At 53.5% G+C, this 22,359-nt stretch carries 16 protein-coding genes; 6 read left to right on the forward strand and 10 right to left on the reverse strand.

Translation table 11 applies throughout. The features are described from left to right. Positions 1-81: 81 nt before the first annotated feature. Positions 82-2,364, forward strand: coding sequence for a TonB-dependent receptor domain-containing protein (locus DCC81_RS18260; protein WP_240613021.1), 2,283 nt, complete (start codon positions 82-84; stop codon positions 2,362-2,364). Positions 2,365-2,507: 143 nt separating this feature from the next. Beyond that, positions 2,508-2,888 carry a hypothetical protein gene (locus DCC81_RS18265; protein WP_133177712.1) on the forward strand — a complete coding sequence of 127 codons (381 nt, stop codon included), beginning with the start codon at positions 2,508-2,510 and terminating at the stop codon, positions 2,886-2,888. A 58-nt stretch (positions 2,889-2,946) separates the two neighbouring features. Here DCC81_RS18265 and DCC81_RS18270 read toward each other — a convergent pair whose 3' ends face one another. Then, positions 2,947-3,786 carry an AraC family transcriptional regulator gene (locus DCC81_RS18270; RefSeq protein WP_108688019.1) on the reverse strand — a complete coding sequence of 280 codons (840 nt, stop codon included), beginning with the start codon at positions 3,784-3,786 and terminating at the stop codon, positions 2,947-2,949. Positions 3,787-3,819: 33 nt separating this feature from the next. Further along, complete coding sequence (locus DCC81_RS18275; RefSeq protein WP_108688020.1) at positions 3,820-5,115, reverse strand: spondin domain-containing protein; 1,296 nt, start codon at positions 5,113-5,115, stop codon at positions 3,820-3,822. 214 nt (positions 5,116-5,329) lie between these two features. Here DCC81_RS18275 and DCC81_RS18280 point away from each other — a divergent pair, with 214 nt between their 5' ends. Continuing rightward, positions 5,330-7,048: a cellulase family glycosylhydrolase gene (locus DCC81_RS18280; protein WP_108688021.1), complete on the forward strand. Its 1,719-nt coding sequence runs from the start codon at positions 5,330-5,332 to the stop codon at positions 7,046-7,048. An 85-nt stretch (positions 7,049-7,133) separates the two neighbouring features. Here the strand turns inward: DCC81_RS18280 and DCC81_RS18285 are convergent, their stop codons facing one another. Together DCC81_RS18285 and DCC81_RS18290 are read right to left on the reverse strand one after the other, a co-directional pair. Next, complete coding sequence (locus DCC81_RS18285; protein WP_108688022.1) at positions 7,134-8,714, reverse strand: RagB/SusD family nutrient uptake outer membrane protein; 1,581 nt, start codon at positions 8,712-8,714, stop codon at positions 7,134-7,136. 18 nt (positions 8,715-8,732) lie between these two features. Then, complete coding sequence (locus DCC81_RS18290) at positions 8,733-11,777, reverse strand: SusC/RagA family TonB-linked outer membrane protein (protein WP_108688023.1); 3,045 nt, start codon at positions 11,775-11,777, stop codon at positions 8,733-8,735. Positions 11,778-12,128: 351 nt separating this feature from the next. Here DCC81_RS18290 and DCC81_RS18295 point away from each other — a divergent pair, with 351 nt between their 5' ends. Further along, positions 12,129-13,715: a Na+/H+ antiporter gene (locus DCC81_RS18295; protein WP_108688024.1), complete on the forward strand. Its 1,587-nt coding sequence runs from the start codon at positions 12,129-12,131 to the stop codon at positions 13,713-13,715. On the opposite strand, the gene DCC81_RS18300 is transcribed toward DCC81_RS18295, so the two are convergent. Together DCC81_RS18300 and DCC81_RS18305 are read right to left on the reverse strand one after the other, a co-directional pair. Then, the gene (locus DCC81_RS18300) at positions 13,712-14,443 is read right to left on the reverse strand and encodes an SDR family oxidoreductase (RefSeq protein WP_108688309.1); all 732 of its coding nucleotides are present in this window, start codon (positions 14,441-14,443) and stop codon (positions 13,712-13,714) included. The genes DCC81_RS18295 and DCC81_RS18300 overlap by 4 nt on opposite strands. Before the next feature lie 90 nt (positions 14,444-14,533). Then, positions 14,534-15,112, reverse strand: a complete 579-nt coding sequence (locus tag DCC81_RS18305) for a Crp/Fnr family transcriptional regulator (protein ID WP_108688025.1) — start codon at positions 15,110-15,112, stop codon at positions 14,534-14,536. A gap of 144 nt (positions 15,113-15,256) precedes the next feature. Between DCC81_RS18305 and DCC81_RS18310 the strand changes: the two genes are divergently transcribed. Then, positions 15,257-16,075: a glycerophosphodiester phosphodiesterase gene (locus DCC81_RS18310; RefSeq protein WP_133177713.1), complete on the forward strand. Its 819-nt coding sequence runs from the start codon at positions 15,257-15,259 to the stop codon at positions 16,073-16,075. 13 nt (positions 16,076-16,088) lie between these two features. Here DCC81_RS18310 and DCC81_RS18315 read toward each other — a convergent pair whose 3' ends face one another. From DCC81_RS18315 to DCC81_RS18330, 4 genes are read right to left on the reverse strand one after another with little or no spacing between them, the layout of a single operon-like run. Then, positions 16,089-16,715: a DUF1349 domain-containing protein gene (locus tag DCC81_RS18315; protein ID WP_240613022.1), complete on the reverse strand. Its 627-nt coding sequence runs from the start codon at positions 16,713-16,715 to the stop codon at positions 16,089-16,091. Between the two features lie 38 nt (positions 16,716-16,753). Beyond that, on the reverse strand, positions 16,754-17,233 hold the full coding sequence (locus tag DCC81_RS18320; protein ID WP_108688027.1) for a hypothetical protein: 480 nt from the start codon (positions 17,231-17,233) through the stop codon (positions 16,754-16,756). Between the two features lie 46 nt (positions 17,234-17,279). Next, positions 17,280-17,720, reverse strand: a complete 441-nt coding sequence (locus tag DCC81_RS18325; protein WP_108688028.1) for a hypothetical protein — start codon at positions 17,718-17,720, stop codon at positions 17,280-17,282. A gap of 49 nt (positions 17,721-17,769) precedes the next feature. After that, positions 17,770-20,193: an ABC transporter permease gene (locus DCC81_RS18330; protein WP_108688311.1), complete on the reverse strand. Its 2,424-nt coding sequence runs from the start codon at positions 20,191-20,193 to the stop codon at positions 17,770-17,772. Between the two features lie 267 nt (positions 20,194-20,460). Between DCC81_RS18330 and DCC81_RS18335 the strand changes: the two genes are divergently transcribed. Continuing rightward, positions 20,461-22,308, forward strand: a complete 1,848-nt coding sequence (locus tag DCC81_RS18335; protein ID WP_108688029.1) for a beta-galactosidase — start codon at positions 20,461-20,463, stop codon at positions 22,306-22,308. Positions 22,309-22,359 lie beyond the last annotated feature (51 nt).

Below are 22,359 nucleotides of genomic sequence, written 5' to 3' on the forward strand. Positions count from 1 at the left end.
ATCCATCATGAACGGTTAACCATTTTTCACGATCAAATCCTTACACCCAACATGCCTGCATATAAAAAGCTTTTATTGTGCTTGTTTCTTTTAACAAGTGTTCATACCTATGCGCAACAACAGGACTCCGTACGCACCCTCAAAGTGTTTGGAGAATGTGGCCAATGCAAGCGCCGTATTGAAACGGCCGTAAAAATGAAAGGGGTCAGCTCCGCGCAATGGAGCCCCGATACCCAGCAACTGGTACTGGCTTACAATGCAACGCTGGTAAGTCTTTCAGACATTGAAGCCAAAATATTGGCCGCAGGCCACGACCTGGAAGGCCGCAAGGCTACAGACGAGGCCTACAATGCATTGCCACCCTGCTGCCACTACCGCGAAAATACGGGCGAAGCAGACCACCACGCAGATACTGCCGCTATAAAAACGGCCCAGTTGAAGGAAGTGACGGTAGGTGCCCGCGCCCGTTCTTCTTATATCTCCGGCCTCAATCCCATCCGCACGGAGGTGATGACAGACAAGGAACTGCTGAAAGCTGCCTGCTGTAACCTGAGTGAGAGTTTTGAGACCAATCCCTCCGTGGATGTGTCTTACAACGATGCTGTGACCGGCTCCAAACAGATCCAGTTGCTGGGCCTTTCCGGCAATTACACCCAGCTCACCGTTGAGAACCTGCCCGGCCCCCGCGGCCTGGCCACCCCGCTGGGGCTCAATAGTATCGCGGGGCCCTGGGTGCAGTCCATTCAACTCATCAAAGGCACCGGCTCCGTGGTGAATGGTTATGAAAGCATAGCCGGCCAGATCAACGTGGAGCTGCGCAAACCACAGACCGCCGACCAGTTGTACGCCAATGCTTACGTGAACTCCAACGGCAAAACGGACCTGAACCTGGACCTGGCCCATAAGCTGAACAACCGCTGGTCCACCGGCCTGCTCCTGCACGATGATTTCCTGGAAAACAAGAACCTGGACATGAACAAAGACGGGTTCCGCGACCTGCCCACCGGCAACCAGTTCAGCGCCATTAACCGCTGGGACTATACGGATGGAAAAGGTTTTGAAACACAGTTTGGCGTGAAGGCATTGTATGACAACCGTACCGGCGGCCAGACTGGTTTCCGCAGCGCGGACAAGTTGTCTGCCAGTGTCTATGGCCTGGGCATCAACACCCAGCGTTATGAACTGTTTGGAAAGATCGGTTACGTGTTCCCGCAGCAAACGTACAAGAGCATAGGCCTGCAGCTGAGCGCCATTGACCACCAGCAGGATGCCTACTTCGGGCAAACCATCTACAATGCGCAGCAGCAGAACTTTTACAGCAACCTGGTGTACCAGTCCATCATTAACAATACGAAGCACAAGTTTAAAACCGGCGCCAGTTTTTTGTATGATAAATACGATGAAACCTATAAAGCGGATAACTATAAACGCAATGAAATAGTGGCGGGTGCTTTTTTTGAATACACCTACACACCTTCCGAGAAAGTTACAGTGGTAGCGGGTTTGCGCGGAGATCACCACAATGAGTTTGGCAATTTCCTGACGCCCCGCCTCAATGTGCGCTATGAGCCCATTGAAGGTACCACCCTGCGTTTGAGCGCAGGCCGGGGACAGCGCACCGCCAATATTTTTGCAGAAAATATGAGCGCACTGGTGAGCAACCGGGATGTGGTGATACAAGGTGGCGCCACCACTTATGCTTACGGGTTAAAGCCGGAAGTGGCCTGGAATAAAGGCATCAGCGTGGATCAAAAGTTTCATTTGTTTAACAATGATGCCAGCGCCAGCGTGGATTTTTTCCGCAATGATTTTACTAACCAGGTGGTGGTGGATCTTGAAAATGCAAGACAGGTAAAGTTTTACAACCTGGAAGGGAAATCTTATTCCAACAGCCTGCAACTGGGCCTGAACCTGGCGCCGGTAAAGGAATTGGAAGTACACCTGGCCTACCGCTATTTTGATGTGAAGACGGATTATAGCGGCGAACTGCTGGAACGCCCGCTCATTTCAAAAGACCGTGCTTTCCTGTCGCTGGACTATAGCATCGCCGGCTGGAAAATTGATTACACCATTAATTACAACGGCCGCAAACGCATTCCCAGCACCGCTGAAAATCCGGCGGTATACCAGCTGCCAGCCTATTCCAATGACTTTGTACTCATGAATGCGCAGGTAAGTAAAACGGTAGGTAAACAACGCGCAATGGACTTTTATGTAGGGATTGAAAACATTGGCGGCTACATGCAGCAGGGCGCCATCCTGGCGGCAGACCAGCCTTTCAGTCCGTACTTCGATGCCTCCCTGGTGTGGGGGCCGGTGAGCGGGCGCATGGCGTATGCAGGCTGGCGTTATAAGATCAAATAAAACGCAGGCCGGCCAGGAAATATTGCCTGCCGTGCGTCAGGGAAAAGTCAGGAAAACGGAGGTGTTAATGGAATGCTAAAGTGGTGACCTTCATTAAATTATTGGGCTTGATATGCGTCTAACCTGTACTAAAACCCAAAAAGATGAAAAAGGTAATTATAGCAGCACTGTTTGCGATGGCCATTACAACAAGCGCTTCCGCAGCGCCTGCCGGTCCCGGACATGGCTGGGGCGGACGACCGGTAGTGATAGTACACAGCGGTTTTTACAGCCCCTGGTATGGACCTTACGGAGGCTGGGGCTTTGGGTACCCCTACGGATATCCTTACGCCATGATGCCGTACCGCCCGTCTAAACTGGACCTGCAGATACAGGACATCCGCAATGATTATGCGGATAAGATCGAGTCTATGAAAATGGACCGTTCCCTCAGCGGGAAAGAAAGAAGGCAGAAGATCAGGGAGTTTAAGGCAGAACGGGATCACGAGATCCGTGACACCAAAGCAAACTACTATAAATCTTAAACCTGGAACTGTGAGGTTGGATAAAAGCCCCGTCGCGCCTGCGGCGGGGTTTTTTGTTTTATGGCTGCCGTTGCCGGAATTCGGAAATGCTGGACCCGGTTTGCTGGCGGAAGAAACGGCTGAAATGCGCAGGGCTGACAAAGCCCAGTGCATAAGCAATCTCCTTGGCGGATTTGTCCGTGTAATGCAGGTAGCGTTGCGCTTCCTGGACGATGCGGCGTTGAATAAGCCGGGAGGGGGATGGATGATTAAAAATGGCAAATAGGTTCGCCAGTGTTTTGGGAGAACGGTTCAGCGCATGGGCATAGAACTGTACTTCATGCTGGTCCCGGAAATGGATCTCCAGTAACAGGTTGAATTTGCGCAGGATATCCATTTTTTCATCCGTAAAGCGTGCGTAGCTGTCAGTCTGCTGCTTGGCGATCCGTGTTACATTGATGATCAGTCTTTTCAGTAAGGTGCGTAACATTTCCCCCTGCATGCGGTCTTTCACCGCCATATCTTCCACGCACAGGTCGCGGATGATGTGGATGTTCCTGATATCCACCGGCGACAGGGCTACGAAGAGCGGATGCTGTATGCCATAGAACAGGAATCCTACGCAACCCACTTCTGCATCATGATCCGCAATGCAATAGAAGTCGCGGTTGAACTGCCAGGCGATCAGCCATTCCGGGTGTTCAAACCGGAAATGCTGGTTGGCCATCAATGGGAGCACAGCGTTTGCGGGCAACAGGTAAGGCACCTCGTCTATCGTTATAGACTGGTCTTTGCCGTCATTATATACGATAGCGTTAGTGGTGTCCGGCCCGGCTGCAATGCCTTCGCCGGCAAAGGCCGGTTCATGTATCAACACGGTGAACCGGCCCTTCTTGTTATCCTCAAATTGTAGTTTCATACCTTGTGCTGCTTCAATTTACGTAAATGGCGCCTATTGCAGCTTTACGCGGATGATATTGCTGATGGCAGGCAGCGTGGTGAACGCGTTTGGATTGGGCACCAGGGTGATGGGTTTGTTGTCAGTGAGCGGGGTACCGGCCAGGTTGAACTGGGTGATGCCGGCGCCCGGGAACTGGTCAATGGCGGTGCCATCGTCATATAAAGCAATGCTGTTGGAAATATCCCCTTTTGCCGTAGCATCCACGCCATTTCCGGTAGTGGCAAAGAACCAGTCGTTGGAGAAACCGTACATCGTGGCAATGGCCAGCCGGTCCCCCTTGTGTACCTGCAATGCCTGGGATACCGCACCACCGCTCATTTCGCCGATCACCGGCAGCAGTACGGTGGTATTAGGGGCCGGGAGTACATACACTGCTTTAACCCCTGGTTTGTTTTTCAGGGCAGCGGCAAGGATCGTCGCATCGCCTTGCTGGGCCAGGTTTTTAAGCCCTTCGCCACGGTCTGCCTCACCGGTCTGGTAGAAAGGATTGGCATCACCGTTATAAACTACAACAAGGATGGGGGAGAGCGGGGTGAAGATACCGGTGTTGGCGGTAAGATAAGTGTTCAACGCGCTGTTGTCGCCGGCCTCCGCAATGTTGGTCAGCCCGTTAGCCGTAGGTTTGTCCTTGGTATAAATAGGCGATGGGTTCAGCAATGTGCCGCCTGCAATGTAAGACACTGCCCATACACCAGGGCTCAGGGGTGTCTCGTTTTGGGTGCCGCCGGAAATATTCTTTAGCGAGAGGGTGAAATAAGAGTTGCCTTCATAATGCAGGCGGGCGCTCACCAGCCTGGAAGCGGCCAGGTAGGTATTGCCCTGGGCGTCTGTGCCGTTCACCTCCGTTACATTGGCGCTTGCAGGCGTGCCGGGATGGGTAACATTGGCGCCCGGAACCTGGTTCACGCGGGTGCCATTGTCCCACAGCTTCACCTGGGCGGAAACATCTCCTTCAATAGGATTGCCGCTGGCATCGTAGGGTTGAATGCCCGGATTGCCGGGGGCAAAGAACAGGTCATTGGACCAGCCATACATAGCCGCAAAGCTGATGGCTTCTCCCTTTGCAGCAGAGAAACGGATGCTGACGGAGTCGCCGGGAAAAATAAGACCCGGGCTGCCAGCTCCTTTAAAAGTACCGGACTCTACGAGCGGGCGGGATTGTAAAACATTTTCCACCGTAAGGGTAAGGCCGGTAGCCGGGGGGGTATTATGATCTTTCTTGCAGGCGGTAAAGGCCAGTGGCAGGGCCATCAAGGCCAGCATGACAGCAGGTTTGTTATGTAGCATGTGATTGACTTTTGTGATACGGCAAAGCTATCACAGAAGCCAGGGCCGGGAAATACCGGCAATTCCCGAAGACTTGCCTGATTTTCCCGGGAGGCATGCATTTTATTCCCGGCGTACGGCCGTTGCGCTCCGAAAACGATTTCGTGACCCGGCCGGAACGGCAGCGGATTATATATTATCTTGGCAGCTTGCTGAACAAAATACCACGTTGCACATGAAAAGACACTTACTCCCGCTGTTGCTCCTGGCAACGGCTGCCTTTCAAACGGCCCGCTCACAGGGCATTCTCCACACCAAAGGCCAGCAGATCGTAGATGCCAGGGGCAATAACGTATTGTTTCGCGGTATAGGCCTGGGCGGCTGGATGCTGCAGGAAGGCTACATGCTCCACCTCAACCAGGAAGGGCAGCAACACAAGATCCGGGAACGCATTGGCAAACTCCTGACACCGGAACAGACCCAGGAATTTTACGACACGTGGCTGGCACATAACACTACGAAAGCAGACATTGATTCCCTCAAAGCCTGGGGCTTTAACCAGGTACGCCTGCCCATGCACTTTGCCCTTTACACCCTGCCGTCTGACAAGGAGCCCGTGCCCGGGCAAAACACCTGGCTGGAAAAGGGCTTTGCCATGACAGACAGCCTGGTGGCCTGGTGCAAGGCGAATCACCTGTACCTCATCCTGGACCTGCACGCCGCCCCCGGCGGACAAGGCAACGACCTCAATATCTCCGACCGTGACGGGAGCAAGCCTTCCCTCTGGCAAAACGAAGCAGACCAGGAGAAGACAGTTGCACTCTGGAAGCAACTGGCCACCCGCTACGCACACGAAGCCACCGTGGCTGGTTACGACGTGCTCAATGAGCCCAACTGGGGCTTTGACGACCAGGAAAAGGACCGCAATGGCACCGGTGAAAAGCACAATGGCCCGCTGAAAGCCCTGCTGGTAAAGATCACAGCGGCTATCCGCAGCGTGGATAAAGAACACATCATCATCATTGAAGGCAACGGCTGGGGCAATAACTACAACGGCATGCTGGAGGATGGCCTGTGGGATAAGAACATGGTGCTGAGCTTTCACAAATACTGGAACAATAACGACACGGCATCCATCAGCCATATCCTGCGCTACCGCCGCAATTTGAATGTGCCCGTATGGCTGGGAGAAACAGGGGAGAACTCCAATACCTGGTTTACGGATGCCATCAGCCTGTTTGAGGCCAACAACATAGGCTGGAGCTGGTGGCCCCTCAAAAAACTGGGCATCAACAACCCGCTGCAAGTGCCGTCTAACAAGGGTTACGATGCACTGGTAGATTACTGGAACGGGAAGTCCACCACCGCGCCGGATGCTGCCGCTGCTTACCAGTCACTGATGGAACTGGCCCGCGCTTCAGACATCCGCCATAACATTGTGCACTACGACGTGATAGACGCCATGATCCGCCAGCCCCACAGCAACAAGGCTATTCCCTTTAAAGCGCATGTGGCCCATGCAGGTGCGGTGATCAATGCGGCAGATTATGATCTGGGCCGCAACGGCGTGGCGTATTTTGATAAGGATACCGGTAACTACCGCATTTCCGGCCACCCGGGTGTAGGTAACCGTGGCGGCGTGTACCGCAATGATGGCGTGGATATTTTCCAGGATGCGGAAAAGGATTACTACGTGGGCCATACGGAAGAAGGTGAATGGATCCAGTACACGATAACGGTACCGGCTACACGGGAATACACCCTGCAGACCCTGGTACGTGGGGAAGGCCGGTTCCAGTGGACGGAAAACGGCAAAGCGCTGACGGAGCCGGCAGAGGCTACTGGTACAGCATTTACACCCAGCACGGCGAAGGTGAAACTGGGCAAGGGCATGCACCAATTGCGTTTCCAGGTGCTGAAGGGAGGAGTGGAATTTGCCGGGGTGAAATTTTAGAAGCTATTGCTGAAAGATCACTGCTATAAAACGGAAGCGGCCGGGGGAACCCGGCCGCTGTTTCATTCATCACACGTTTAGTTTGTTAGTAGAGGTCATTCTGTTTCAAATTCTTATTCACATCTATCTCTTTCTGCGGGATGGGCCACAGGTAGTTTTTCTTTGGATCAAATACACGGTCTTCCGCTTTGATGGGAGCACCGGTGAGGGTGAGGGCGCCGGTGCTGGCATTTACATTCCCGGTACGGGCGCCATACACGGCGCCTGCCATTACCTTGTCACCGATCTGCCAGCGCTTCACATCGTACCAGCGGAGGCCTTCCATGGCCAGCTCTGAACGGCGTTCGCGGCGGATAAGGGTTTGCAGCTTGTCATAAGTGGCATAAGCGGTGCGGTCCACTTTCGGCATGCCGGCACGTACGCGTACGCTGTCTATGGCGTCATACATTTCGCCATCCAGCTGTTTGCTTTCAATCTTCGCCTCTGCAAAAGTGAGCAGGATCTCCGCGTAGCGGATCACGGGGAAGTCCAGGCCTACGTTCCACATATCATTGAAATCGCCCAGGTTAGAGGTGTATTTTTTAGGTACATAAGCTGTCTTGGAATTGTTGTTGCCCCCGTAGTAATCAGCACCGCTGCCATTGATGGAGTTGTAGTAGCTGCCCTGGTATAGCTGTCCAGGATATACGATGGTGGCGGATAAGCGGGGGTCACGGTTCTTGTAGGGATCATCCGGGTTATAACCGGAGCCGCTTTCCGTGATGGTCTTGCCATTGGCCATTTCATAGTTGTCTACCAGTGCCTGTGTAGGATCAATAGAGCCCCAGCCACCCACGCCGGAAGAAGGCATTACCCCCAGTGATTCAAAGGGATTGTCGTTCTCCTTGTACTGCACGTTAAGGATGGTTTCCGAGTTGTTATTATTCTGGATGCGGAACAGGTCCTGGTAGTTGGGAAACAGCGTGTAGCCCATGCCCATTATGGTTTTGCAGTCAGTGATACAGTTGGCATAGTCACCGGTGTACAACTCCAGGCGGGCTTTCAGTGATATGGCGGCCCCGCGGGTAATGCGGCCTACATCGCTGCCGGTGTAAGACAGGGGCAGGTCCGGCGCAATTTCCGTGAGCTCGTCCATGATGAATTTGTATACAGTAGCCTTGTCCGTGCGGCTTACAGTGTTGGCTTCCTGCGTGGTGAGCTGGGTGGTCACCAGGGGTACGTCGCCATACAGTTCATACATCACAAAGTACTGGTAGGCGCGCAGGAAGCGGGCTTCCCCTTTTACGCGGTGTTTCAGCGCGCTGTCCATCGGCGTTTTATCAATGTTGGCCATAAACCAGTTCACGCGTTGGATGGTGGTAAAGTTCCACCGGGAGGCGGCATCGCCATCCGTGGGGGTTATGTACCCGTTGCCATGCGTGGTGTAGCCTTCCCAGGGATATTGGCCGTACGCATTGTCAGACGCGCAATCCATGTAAATGATGTTATAGCCATCTTCCCAGCCGTTGTAGCAGCCATTCACCGCGGCAATGGCGTCATTGGCGGAGGTGAAAAGGGAAGATTGGCTGTAGGAGTCCAGCGGCGTGCGGTCCAGGAAGTTCTTCTTACACGCGGTAAGCCCCAAAGCCGCTACCACGCTTATATATAGCAATGTTGTCTTTCTCATGATCTTCAGTTGTTCGGATTAAAAAGTAACGTTCAGCCCCAGGGTGTTCACCTTTACCTGCGGGTAGGTATAGCCTCTTTCGCCGGCAGGCGCTTCAGGGTCTATCCAGCTGTAGAAGGCGGTGTGTGTCCAGATGTTCTGACCACTGTAATAGAAGCGCACTTTCTGCAGGCGTACCGCGTGCAGCCAGGCTGCCGGCAGGTTATAACCGATCTGCAGGTTCTTCAAACGCAGGTAATTGGCATTACGCACCCAGAAAGATGAGGGGGTTTGCAAGGCATCGTTTTGCGTGTAGGTGGACCAGAGGCGGGGAAACGCTGTGGAATGGTTTTCCGGTGTCCAGCGGTCCAGCAGGGCGGAAGTAGGCTTGCCGGCGCCATTGCTGGTCTGGCCCAGTACTTCCCCTTCCACGTAACCTTTTACCCCGGCAGCGCCCTGGAAGAAGGCGGAAACATCAATGCCTTTCCAGCCTAAGCCCAGGTTTATACCGTACGTCATTTTCGGGAAGTAAGAGCCGAGATACACCCGGTCGTTACCATCTATCACGCCATCATTGTTCTGGTCTTTGTAAGCAATATCACCGGGCGCGATCTTACCGCCGCTTTGGGTGGCATGTTTGTCCACCTCGTCCTGGGTCTGGAAAATGCCCGTGGCCTGGTAGCCGTAGAAAGAGTTGATGGGCTCACCTACCTGCTTGTAGGTAACGCCGCTGATGATGGGGCCTGTGCCATGCAGGTCTGTTACCTTGTTGCGGATGAAGGCCGTATTGGCGCCCACGCTGTAGGTGAAATCGCCCACATGGTTGTGGTAGTCTGCGGAGATCTCAAAGCCCTTGTTCTGCACGGAGCCGGCATTCTGGATAGGCGCCGTGAGACCGTAGGTGGAAGATACCGGTACATTCAGCAGGATGTTGTCCGTATTCTTGATGAAGTAGTCTGCGCTTACATTCAGCGCGTCGTGCAGGAAGCCTGCGTCAATGCCGAAGTCTGTTTCAGTGGTGGTCTCCCAGGTGATGGCTGCATTGGCGCCTTTGGTGGGCGCTACGCCGGCTGCAATGGTGTTATTGAAGCTGTAGTTCTGCCCTGCAGACACGCTGGTGATGTAAGGATACACGCCCAGTTTGTTGCCATCCGCATCCACGATCGCATCCAGGTTCTGGTTACCCAGCTGTCCCCAGGATGCACGCACTTTCAGGTTGGATACGGTATTCTTCAGCGGTTCAAAGAAAGATTCTTCAGATACGCGCCAGCCGGCAGACACGGAGGGGAAGAGGCCCCAGCGGTTATCACTGGCAAAGCGGGAAGATGCGTCGTAACGCAGGTTGCCTTCCAGCAGGTACTTGCCCTTGTAATCATAGTTCACACGGCCAAAGAAGGATTGCAACGCCACTTCATAGCCATAACCGGTTGCTTTCTGGCCATCAGTGGGGCCTGCATTCAGTTCACTCAGGGAGTTGTTGAGGAAGCCTTTTCGGTAGCCTTCCAGTTCACTATACTTCGTATATTCCTGGGAGTAGCCGCCCAGGATCTTGAAGTTGTGATCACCCCAGGTCTTACCATAATCGATCACACCCTGCAGGGTTACTACGCGGGTCTGGTCATCATGATCGGTGAGGGAGTTGGGGCCCTGGTACAGCGTGGGCGTCCCCTGCGCATTGTAGTATTGTATATCGGAGAGGAACTTTTTATTCTGATCCGTGATCAGGCGGTAACCCAAGGTGGGCCTCAGGTGCAGGCCTTTTACAATTTCCAGGTCAGCGGTGGTGTTGCCCACCAGGTAGTTGGCTGCCAGGTGGTTGAAAGACGGGCTTTCCAGCCATGCCATAGGGCTACCATCCCCGATGTAGCCATAGTGCCCGTTCGCATATTTGTACGGGATAATAGGGGAGATGCGGTTGATCTGGCGGAAGAGCTGTGAGAAGTCGCCCGTGTAAGGATTGGATGGCTCGTTGACGGGATTGTAGGTGTAAGCCAGGTTTGCGCTGACACGGAACTTGTCTGTTACGCGAGTGTCCAGGTTAAAGCGCATGGTGTAGCGCTGCGCATCAGATTTTTTTACAATACCATCCTGGTCATAATAGCCCAGCGAGAACATGTACTGGGTTTTATCCGTGCCACCGTTTACAGATGCATAATGATTTTGCTGGAAGCCGCTGCCTTTGTAGAAGAGGCCCAGCCAGTCTGTGTTCGGGTAGTTGTAAGGATCAGAACCGTCCTTGAATTTCTGGATCTCTTCATCCGTGTAGCGAATAGGTTTACCCTCATTCTGCAGGGTTTCATTGTACAGGGATGCGGCTTGCCAGGAGGGCAGGAAATCCGGGAGGCGCGTGGCTTTCTGCTGGCCCACGTACATGTTGTACTGCACCTGCGCCGTGCCTTTCTTACCTTTCTTGGTGGTGATGAGGATCACGCCATTGGCCGCACGGCTGCCGTAGATGGCGGCGGAGGCGGCGTCTTTCAGTACGGAAATGCTTTCAATATCATTGGGGTTAACATCGTTCATGGAGGAGATGATACCGTCCACTACCACCATGGGGTCGCTGTTGTTCAGCGTTCCAATGCCGCGCACGCGGATGGTGCCGTTGTCTTTACCCGGCTGCCCGTTACTGGATACCACCGTAACGCCGGAAACTGTGCCCTGCAAGGCATTGGTCACGTTGGTCACGGGGCGGTCCTGTAGTTTGGCGGCGGTTACCACGCCCACGGCTCCGGTGAGGTTCACCTTCTTTTGGGTGCCGTAGCCCACTACCACTACTTCATTGAGCTTTTCCTTGGTTTCGGGAAGTTGCACTTGCAGCGGCCCGTCCGGGGTGGCGGGCACACTTACATCCTGCGCGGTAAAGCCTACGTAAGAGAAATGAAGGGTTTGGCCTGGTTTGGCCGCAATGCTGAAGTGGCCGTCCTTGCCGGAAAGCACCATGGTCTGTGTTTCTTTCACTACTACCGTAACGCCCTCCAGTGGTGTCCTGTCAGCCTGGCTGCGCACTACACCGCTGATCTTAACCTGCGCCAAGGCATATAGTGGCAGGAGGAATAGCAGGAAACATAGCAATCTTTTGGTCATGTCGTCTATTTTGGTATGATAAAATCTTTTGCCGTAGCATCAGCGGCTTTCAGCGTGGAATGATCGAAGGTGTTTTTCTAACACCGTAAAATTCGTATAACCGTTAGCGTTAGTAAATAGAATAAGTGGCTTTTGTACGCTTAAAATTAGGGGCAACTTCGGGAAGAAAAAATGTGGCCGCCGCAGGTCGCCCTAACACAAACGTTTGCGAAGCACACTCAAACGTTTGCGGGAAATTCAGCATGGGGGCCGGATGGGAACATTTGAGGTAAATACGGCTATGGTCAAATGCATGCACAGACCGGTAAATTCATTATATTAGAATATATCCATATTTAGCCGCCGTCTGTTATGCAACATTTTTTTATCTTCTACATCCTGCTCATTTTTATCATTCTTTCGCTGGTCATGCTGGCCTCAAAGCTGCGCATCGCCTATCCCATTGTATTGGTGCTGGGCGGACTGGCTTTGGGGCTGGTGCCTGCCATGCCGGCGGTGCAGCTCAATCCAGAAGTGGTGTTCATCATCTTCCTGCCACCATTATTGTACGAAGCCGCGTGGAACACCTCGTGGAAGGAGCTCTGGCGCTGGCGCCGCGTGGTGTCCAGCTTTGCTGTGATCATTGTACTGGTCACCGCCCTCATTGTGGCATTGGTATCTACCCGGCTGATCCCCGGCTTCGGCCTGGCCCTGGGTTTCCTCCTGGGTGCCATCGTATCGCCGCCGGATGCGGTATCTGCGTCGGCCATCCTGCGCAATACCAAAGCGCCCCGGCGTATGTTGTCTATCGTGGAGGGAGAAAGCCTGCTCAATGATGCGTCCAGCTTGATCATTTTCCGGTTTGCGCTCATTGCCGTGGATAGCGGGCATTTTGTGCTCCACGAAGCGGCGCTGAGTTTTGTGACGGTGATTGCAGGCGGTATTCTTTGTGGGGTGGCCATAGGGTTGATCTATTACGTAGCATACCGTTTCCTGCCTACCACGGCGCATATGGATGTGGTGCTGTCGCTTACCGCGCCTTACGTGATGTACCTGGCGGCAGAGTCTTTCCATGTATCCGGGGTGCTGGCAGTGGTGAGCGGGGGCCTGTTCCTGTCTTCGCGCAGCGAGGAGATCCTTAATTACCGCAGCCGCCTGGAGAGCACCAATGTGTGGTCTATGCTGGGTTTTGTGCTCAATGGGCTGGTGTTCATGCTGATAGGGCTCGCATTGCCGGATGTGGTGCGCCAACTGGGCCCAGTAAGTTTGGGGAAGGCCATATGGTACGGATTACTGATCTCGCTGCTGCTGATCGTATCGCGCATTTTGTGCACGCTGGGTGCGGCTGTGTTCACGGTTTTCATTAGCCGTTACATTACCACGGCCGACAATCGCCCTGGCTGGAAAGCGCCACTGGCGCTGGGTTGGGCCGGTATGCGCGGGGTAGTGTCCCTGGCAGCGGCGCTCTCACTGCCCCTCGCTTTGTCTAACGGGCGGCCTTTTGAAGAACGTAGTCTTATCCTCTTCATCACCTTCGTGGTCATCCTGGTTACACTGGTGTTCCAGGGCCTTACCCTGCCATTGCTCCTGCGCTGGCTGAACCTGGATGATCCCGATAAAATGTTGTCCTCCCGGGAACAGGAGGCACTCATCCGGAAGCGCATAGGCGCCCGGGGCCTCGCGTTGCTGGAAGGACAACATGCGGCAATAGTGGCGGGGAACGAGGCCCTTCAGCGGCTGCAGGCCAAGCTGGCGGCAGACCGGGACCATGATGGCAAATATGATAAGGAGGCACACCGCGCCTACCAGCAGGTCTATTTCCAGCTATTGCAGGAAAAGCGCCGGGAGCTGCACGACATTAATAAGGATATTCGCATTGACGAAGATATCATCCGCAAGTACCTGCGCATCCTAGACCTGGAAGAGGAGGAGAACCGTTCCCGCTTTGAAGACGATTAGATCAATACGCCCCCACCATCTACGGTTAATACCTGGCCGGTGCAGAAGCCTTGCTGCATGAGGTAAAGAAAGGCTTGCGCAATATCTTCTGCTTCGCCTATACGGCCCACCGGCAGTACGCTCCCCAGGTGCCGGAACAAGGCATCCCGGTCGGCCACGGGCATGCTATCCCACAAGGCGGTGCGCACCACGCCGGCTGCTACACAGTTTACCCGGATGGGCGCCAGCTCTACCGCCATCGCACGGGTAAAGCCTTCCATGGCCATGCAAATGCTGGCGGCCAGGCCCCAGCCGGATTGCGGGCGCTGGCCGGCGTTGCCACCCATCAGGCCAATGGAGCCCCCGGCATTGATCCTTACCGCCCCATATTTAACCGCCGCAAAAGCGCCCCAGAAGCGGATGTCCAGGAAATTGCGCGCAGCGGCTATATCGGTATCCACCACTTTGTGCAGGCGCAGGTTTTCTGCGGCCGTGTACACCAGGTGGTCTATTTGTGGCATGCCGTCAAAGAATGTTTTGATATTTTCTTCCCGGCTGAGGTCTGCCGTATACCCGTGTGCGTTAGTGCCCAGTAATTCCAGTGCCTGTTGTACACGCTGCCGGTTACTGGATACGATGTGTACCGCTGCGCCGGCTGCTGCCGCGGCCCTGGCTACGCCCAGCCCTATGCCGGAGGTGCCGCCCATTACTAAAACCTTTTTACCTGTCAGCGAACCTTTGTTGTCCATGATGATCTGTTTTTGTGAGCCACAAATTTCCAACGGAGCAAACAAGGATCACTTATCAAATGGTAAAAAAGAAAGAAGGCGGAAAGAAGATCAGGGCGCTTTAAACTGCTTGCGGATCCTGCTCAGGGACTGGGGCGTGATGCCCAGGTAGGCCGCAATATCTGTGAGCGATACCCGTGTGGCCACATCCGGCATATGCTGTAAGAAATACCGGTACCGCCCCGCGGCATCCAGCCCGGAAGACCCGCTCTGCAACGTGATCTTATCCAACAGGGTTTGCTGTGTGATCTGGTTGATGAGCGTTTGCAGGTAGGGCAATTCCTTGTACAATGTGTACAGTGCTTCCCGCTGCAGCACCAGCACTTCCATGTCGCACGCAGCTTCAATGCCTTCCTGGGCCGCGGTTTGGTTCAAAAAACTTTTGAGGATGGTGCAGAATTTATTCTCCCGCACAAAAAAGAGGATGGCCGTTTGCCCGTCTGCCTGGGTCATGGTAATACGGGCCACGCCTTTCACCACGAAGAAAAGCTGGCGGCAGATATGGTCCTGCGGGGAAAGCACTTCGCCTTCGCGGTAGCTGCGGGGCTCCGCAATGGCTGCAATCCGCTCCGCGTCGGCCTCCGGGAGGGGATGGTGCAGGGAAAGATAGTCCAACAGAGGGTGCGTCATGTAGTAAATTTACTGGATTCCCCGTAGGCATTAACATAACTTTAATACTTCCGGCCTTTCATCCCACCGGTTTTCTGATAGCTTTGCAACCGGACCGATCCCGGCGGAAACCAGGGAACCGTGCCTGTAAAACAACAAGTGCCTATGCGATTTTATTTTCTGGCAATAGCCGCTGCCATGGCGGCTTCCGGCCTGCAAGCACAAAATGTGCGCCCGGTACTGCCACCTGTAAAACACAAGACCGTGGTCATTGCCCACCGCGGGGATCACGTGAATTTCCCGGAAAATACCCTTGAAGCGTACAACAGTGCCATCAAAGCCGGCGTGGATTACATTGAAACGGACCTGCGCACCACTGCAGACAGTGGACAGGTGATCATGCACAACGCTTCCGTAGACGGCCTTACCAACGGTAAAGGCAAGATCTCCGAGCTTACCTTTGACAAGGTAAGGTCCCTCACGATTGCAGACGATATTCATCACAAAAAATGCCACGTGCCCAGCTTTAAGGAAGTACTGCTGGCCTGCCGTGGCAAAGTAAATGTGTACCTGGATTTTAAAGAGGCAGATGTAAACATGACCTGGCGTATGATCAGGGCCCTGCACATGGAGAAGAATATAGTGGTATATGCCAATACCCCGGAGCAGTTCCGGGAATGGAAACGCCTGGCGCCGGAAGTGCCCATGGTGGGCAGTGTGCCGGATGATGTGAAGGACGTGGCCAGCCTGAATACTTTCCTGGATGCATACCCGTTGTCTGTAGTAGATGGCTCACTGGGCCAGTACACGCCGGAAATGCTGGCCGCCCTCAAATCACGCGGGGTGGCCGTATGGCTGGATGTGCAGGATGAAAATGAGGGCCCTGCTTCCTGGAGCAAGGCCCTCGATAGTGGTGTGCCGGGTATGCAAACCGATCACCCCGGGGCGCTCACGCGTTATTTAACGCAGCAGCATAGGAGGTGAGGAGCCGCATACCCTATTTTACCGGCGTTACTTTGAAATCATCAAACGTAACGTCAAAGCTTTGTTTGCCGGGCGCTGCGGCTACCATGCCTATCATCACCTTTACTTTAGGCGGGAAATAGGCCAGCCGCAGCATCTCAAATTTTTCGTTGTCGAAAGAATATTGCACCTGTACAAAATCCCCTTTGCGCAGGAGTTTCAGCCAGATGGACTTAGGACTGTCGTGCCGCGGAACTACAGACCAGTCGGACTTATCGTGGGTCACCACGCAGCTTACATTTTGTACCCCGTCCACATACTCGATCCCCGTTTTGATCCATTCCTGATTGTTGATACGGATCATCAGGCCGGCCTGGTGGAATAATTCCTTGTATTCACCACTTACTTTCACACTGGCTTCAAAATCGCCGCTTACTTCCTGGTAGTAGAACGGGCCGCTGTCGCGGATAAAACCATAGTGGGTAATACGCCAGTAGTCCGTGTTAGGATCTACCGTCAGGTGCAGCTGGCTGGCATCGCCGGAGGATTGGGCCGGTTTGTTGAACCATTTGAACTGTTGGGCATTGGCAAATTGCATACTGAAGCAGGCAATGGCCATCAGGGCTGTTCTTTTGATGGCGGAGTGAAAGTTTACGTGCATGTCCGTAGTTGAATATAGGTGAATAATACTGCGCAAAGTTAATGCACCTTCACATAGGTTTCAACGATCACGTGATCTACATGCAGGCTGTCGTCTTTTTCAATGCCCTGCTGCACCAGTGTATCGCCGTGCACCTGCAGGGTAAAGTCGTTGAAATCATGGTTCTCCCAGCTACGCGCCGTGCAGTAAGTGAGATGTTCCCCGTACTTGTCGCCTTGGAGGGTAAATGAGCCCTGGCCGGCCACGAACATGGAATCTTTTCCCTTGCCCTGGGTAAGGTCGTGCTGGAAAAAAGCAAAATGGGTACCGTTAAACATCTTGATCATTTCCCGGTTGGGCACAGGGTAGGCATGTGCGGTATCACCTTTGGTAATGATAATGTTGGACACCAGGCGGTAAGTACCATTTAAAGTTGCCTTGTGCGTGGAGTCCATTACAATTTTAACGTTAACTTGGTCAGGTTGCTGGCAGGCGCCCAGCAAAAGCAGGCCCAGTGCGGGGAAGAACGTGGATTTCATGTGAAGGTGTTAGTGAAATAAAAAACAACATTATGAAGATACACTTTTATTTTGCCTGCCACAATGATATGCTGTTCGTATAAGGCTGGTATTCATATACCGCGTGGTTATCGGTGTCTATGAACAGGTGCCCTACCTTGTCTGCAAATTCCCCTTTCTCCGGGTCCTCGTAATCATGGATGAGCTCCACCACCAGGAAGGGCGTGCCGTTCACCGTTTGGAGGTGTGTGAAGGTGGGAGAGAGGGTGCTGTCTTTGTAATACTGTTGCAGTTGCGCATTGGTCGTGTGCCGGAAATAATCCTCCACCGTGCCGGGCGCCCACGGAAACTGCGCCTGCAGGCTGCTATCCACGAACGTGACGCTCATGTCACTGCCAAATGGCCGGTCTGTATAATGCCGGGTGCCGAAGGAAATGTAACTGGGTTTAGGATGCGGCTTGCAGGCGGCAAGGGCCAGCAGCAACAAGGGTACAATCGTTTTTCTCATAAGATATGATGGTTTCTCCCGCTAAAATAAGCAGTTTCCCGGATTTGAGTCACGGATTCCGCAAGCTCTTCACCGGGTTTACCATCGCAGCCTTGACAGACTGGAAGCCGACCGCCACCAGTGCCACCAGCACGGCCAGGGCCGCCGCTGCAAAGAAGATCCACACGTTCATGCTGGTATGGTAAGCATAGTCCTGCAGCCAAAGCCGCATTACATACCACGCCAGCGGCAGTGCCAGCACATTGGCCACCAGCACCAGTTTCAAAAAGTCTTTAGACAGCAGCGCCACAATATCCGGGACATTAGCCCCCATTACTTTGCGCACGCCTATTTCCTTGGTGCGCTGTTCTGCGGTGAAAGTGGCCAGGCCAAAGAGCCCCAGGCAAGCCACCAGGATAGTGAGGCAGGCAAAGATGCCCAAGGTACGGCTGGTCTTCAGCTCTGCATTGTAAGTTTCTTTAAACCGGTCGTCCAGGAAGGAATATACAAACGGGGCCGGGGGATGGGCCGCTTTCCATTGCTGCTCCAGGCTGGCTACCAGTCCATGCACATCACTGGTCCTGATCTTTACGATCAGCGAGCCATTCAAAGGACTAAGGGTCATGATCAGCGGGGAAATGGCTTCATGCATGGAACGGAAATGGAAATCTTTCACCACCCCAATTATATGATATTGATTAATGTCCGTGCTCCTCTCAACGGACCGGTTCACCAACTGGCCGATAGGATTGCCCTGAAGGCGCAAGGCTTTTACCGCGGTTTCATTGAGGATCGCCGCGGCGCTGTCTGTGCCGAACTGCCGGGAGAAATTACGGCCCATGGCCATTTGCATGCCCATGGTGGCAATGTAGTTATCATCTACATAATAGCGGAGCGCCTTGGTTTGCTGTGTTTTCTCCGTGGTGTACACGAAGAAATTATTATTATTTGAAGCACCGGCGGGCAGGTAAGCGGAGTTGCTTACACTTTGTACCCGTGCGTCGTGCAGGAGGCTTTGATAGAAGGCCTCTTGCTGTGCACCGAGTAAATACGTGTCCTGGATAATGAGCACCTGGTTCTTATCATAGCCCAGTTTTTTATGCTGGATATATTCCAGCTGGCGGTATACCACCACCGTGCTTACGATGAGGGTGATGGACACAAAGAACTGGAACACCACCAAACCGCTGCGCAGGGTGAATCCCTGCTTACCCACCACGGCGCTGCCTTTCAGCACACGGGCGGCCGTGAAGGAAGACAACATGAACGCAGGATAACTGCCGGCAAACAATCCCGTGCACAAACCAAATAACAACAGCCCCGGTACCAAATAGGGCTCAGATAATAAAGAGAAATGCAGTGCTTTCCCCGTAAGATTATTGAACCCCGGCAGTGCCACATACAACAATACTACCGCTATGATCATGGATATAAACGTAAGTACCAGCGACTCAGAAAGGAATTGCCTGATCAGCCCCGCCCGGTCTGAGCCCAGTACTTTGCGCACACCTACTTCCCGCGCGCGTTTGGTGGCGCCGGCGGTAGAAAGGTTCATGAAATTAATGCACGCGATCAGCAGCATGAACACGGCCACCGCACCAAAGATGTAGAGGTAGCGGATGTCGCCATTGGGCTCCAGCTCCGTGGCCGGTGCCAGATCAGAATGCAGGTGAATGCTGGTAAGTGGCTGGAGGTACAGGCCTACATCATTGCCCTGGCGGCGGTAGTCGCTCAGTGAATAGCCCATGGATGCCAGGAATTGCGGGCCGATATAGTCGTCCACGATGTGGGGCAGTTTTGCTTCCAGTTCCTTGTAATCCGTGCCAGGCTTCAGTTGCAGGTAGGTAAAGAAACCGGAGTCCATCCAGCTGGTGGATTTTGCATCGGGGTTGCCCGTCATGGAAGCCACCAGGTCAAAGTGGAAATGACTGTTCACCGGCATGTCCTGCATCACTCCGGTTACCCGGAAGTTGTTCATGCCATCGCTGGTGGTGAGCACCTTGCCAATGGGGTCTGCATCCCCAAAGTATTTGTGTGCAATGGCGCGGGTGATCACGATGGTATTGGGTTCCTGTAATACCTGGCCGGCATTGCCTTCCAGCAGGGGAAAGGTGAAGAAGCGGAAGAAGTTGGGATCTGCATAAGTGAAGTGGTCTTCTTTGCTGGCATTGTCTGCCAGGCGCAGGATGACGCTGCCGCGGCGCAGGCGGGTGGCTGCCTGTACTTCCGGGAAGTGTTCCAGCAGGGTTTGCGCGGTAGGCGGCATTACGTTGGCCTCCTTCATCAGTTGCCCGTTCACCGTGCCTTTGAAGATCACGCGCACAATGTTGTCCGCGTTTTTATGGAACCGGTCATAGCTCCATTCCTGGCGGATGAAGAGCATGATGAGCAGGCAGATGGCAATACCGAGGCTTAGCCCCAGGATATTAATGGCGGAGAATATTTTATTGCGCCAGAGATTGCGCAGGGTAAGTTTTATGTAGTTCCTGAACATGGGCATTTAGATTGAACCTGCAGCCACGGGGCAAAAAGGAGGCCATTGCAAAAATGGCTTGTTTAACAGGAAGTTACGATGAAGGCGGAGCCCCTGCCTGTTCGCTTTTGAACAGGTTTGTCCGCTTTTGGCGGGTATGCTTTCATACTATTTTCGCTATTGCTGATACTTGCTACCAAAAACACAATCGTTTGCGCCATTTGCTTGCAAGCCCTACCAGAATTGTCTTTTTTTGTCGAATATTACGGGATGCTATTTACACAAATTATGAAGCGACTGTTATTAGCCTGCCTGCTGGGAGCCGGCCTCCAGCCGGTGTTTGCACAGCAACATCATTTCGAGATCAGCAAAGGGGAGTTCCGCTACGACGGGCAGCCTTTTCATATTCATTCCGGTGAAATGCACTTTGCCCGCGTACCCCGCGAGTACTGGCGCCAGCGCCTGCAAATGATGAAAGCCATGGGCCTCAACACCGTGGCTACCTACGTGTTCTGGAACTACCATGAGACCGCACCGGGTGTGTGGGACTGGAAAACGGACAATCACAACCTCCGCGAATTTATTAAACTGGCCGGTGAAGAAGGCCTGCATGTGATCCTGCGCCCCGGCCCTTATGCTTGTGCGGAGTGGGAGTTTGGCGGCTATCCCTGGTGGCTGCAAAAAGAAAAAGCACTGGAGATCCGCACCAATAATGTTCCCTTCCTGGATTCCTGCCGCACCTACATTAAAGAGCTGATGGCCCAGGTAAAAGACCTGCAGGTAAGTGAAGGCGGCCCGGTAATTATGATACAGGCGGAGAATGAGTTCGGCTCTTATGTGGCCCAGCGTAAGGATATTCCCCTGGCTACGCACAAGGCTTATTCCAAAGCCATTAAAGACGCGCTGGTGGCCAATGGCGCCACGGTGCCCCTGTTTACCTCCGACGGCAGCTGGCTCTTTGAAGGCGGCACCATTGAAGGATGCCTGCCCACCGCCAATGGAGAAGACAATATTGTCAACCTGAAAAAGGTGGTGAACCAATACCACGATAATGAAGGCCCCTACATGGTGGCAGAGTTTTACCCCGGCTGGCTGGACCACTGGGCTGAGCCCTTCCCCAAGGTAAGCGCCGATGAAGTGACCAAACAAACAGAAAAATACCTGAAAGAAGACGTGTCCTTCAACTTCTACATGGTGCACGGCGGCACTAACTTTGGTTTCACCAGTGGCGCTAACTACGACAAGCAGCACGACATCCAGCCGGATATGACCAGCTACGATTACGATGCGCCCATCAGTGAAGCCGGTTGGGCTACGCCGAAGTACAAGGCCATCCGCTCCCTGCTGCAGCAATACAGCAAAGACTCCCTGCCACCCGTCCCGGCAGCGTTGCCCGTGATCAGCATCCCCGCCATTAAACTGGACAAAACGGAAGATGTACTGGCCTGGAAAGACAAACTGGAACCCGTGGTGGATGATAATCCCCTCACGTTTGAAGACCTGAACCAGGGCCACGGTTATGTGCTGTACAGTCGCAAGTTTAACCAGCCTATCAGCGGAAAACTGCACCTGGCGGGCCTGCGCGACTATGCACTGGTGTACGTGAACGGCACACTGGTAGCAGAATTGAACCGCTACTATAAAAAATATGACTGCGATATAGACATCCCCTTCAACGCTACCCTGGACATCCTGGTAGAGAACATGGGCCGCATTAACTACGGCGCTGCTATTATCCACAACACTAAAGGCATTATCAGCCCTGTGCTGATAGACAGTACGGAGATCACCGGCAACTGGAAGATGTACAAGCTGCCCATGGACAAACAACCCGCGGTGAACGGTAAAGCCTATACGGCAAACCACCCGGTGCTGTACAGCGGCAAGTTCAATCTTACCAAAACCGGTGATACCTTCCTGGATATGAAGAACTGGGGCAAAGGCATCGTGTTTGTGAACGGCCATAACTTGGGCCGCTACTGGAAAGTGGGCCCCCAGCATACCCTGTATGTACCGGGCTGCTGGCTGAAGAAAGGTGCCAACGAGATTGTAGTGTTTGAACAGCTCAATGAGAAAAAACAAACCAGCCTGCAGGCCGTTACCACGCCGGTACTGGACCAGCTGGTAAAGCAATAAGATCATTTACATTTAAGTAGAAAACGGCTGCCTCTTTCTCAAAGAAGCAGC

Origin of the sequence: Chitinophaga parva (assembly GCF_003071345.1) — a bacterium.
GTDB lineage: Bacteria > Bacteroidota > Bacteroidia > Chitinophagales > Chitinophagaceae > Chitinophaga > Chitinophaga parva.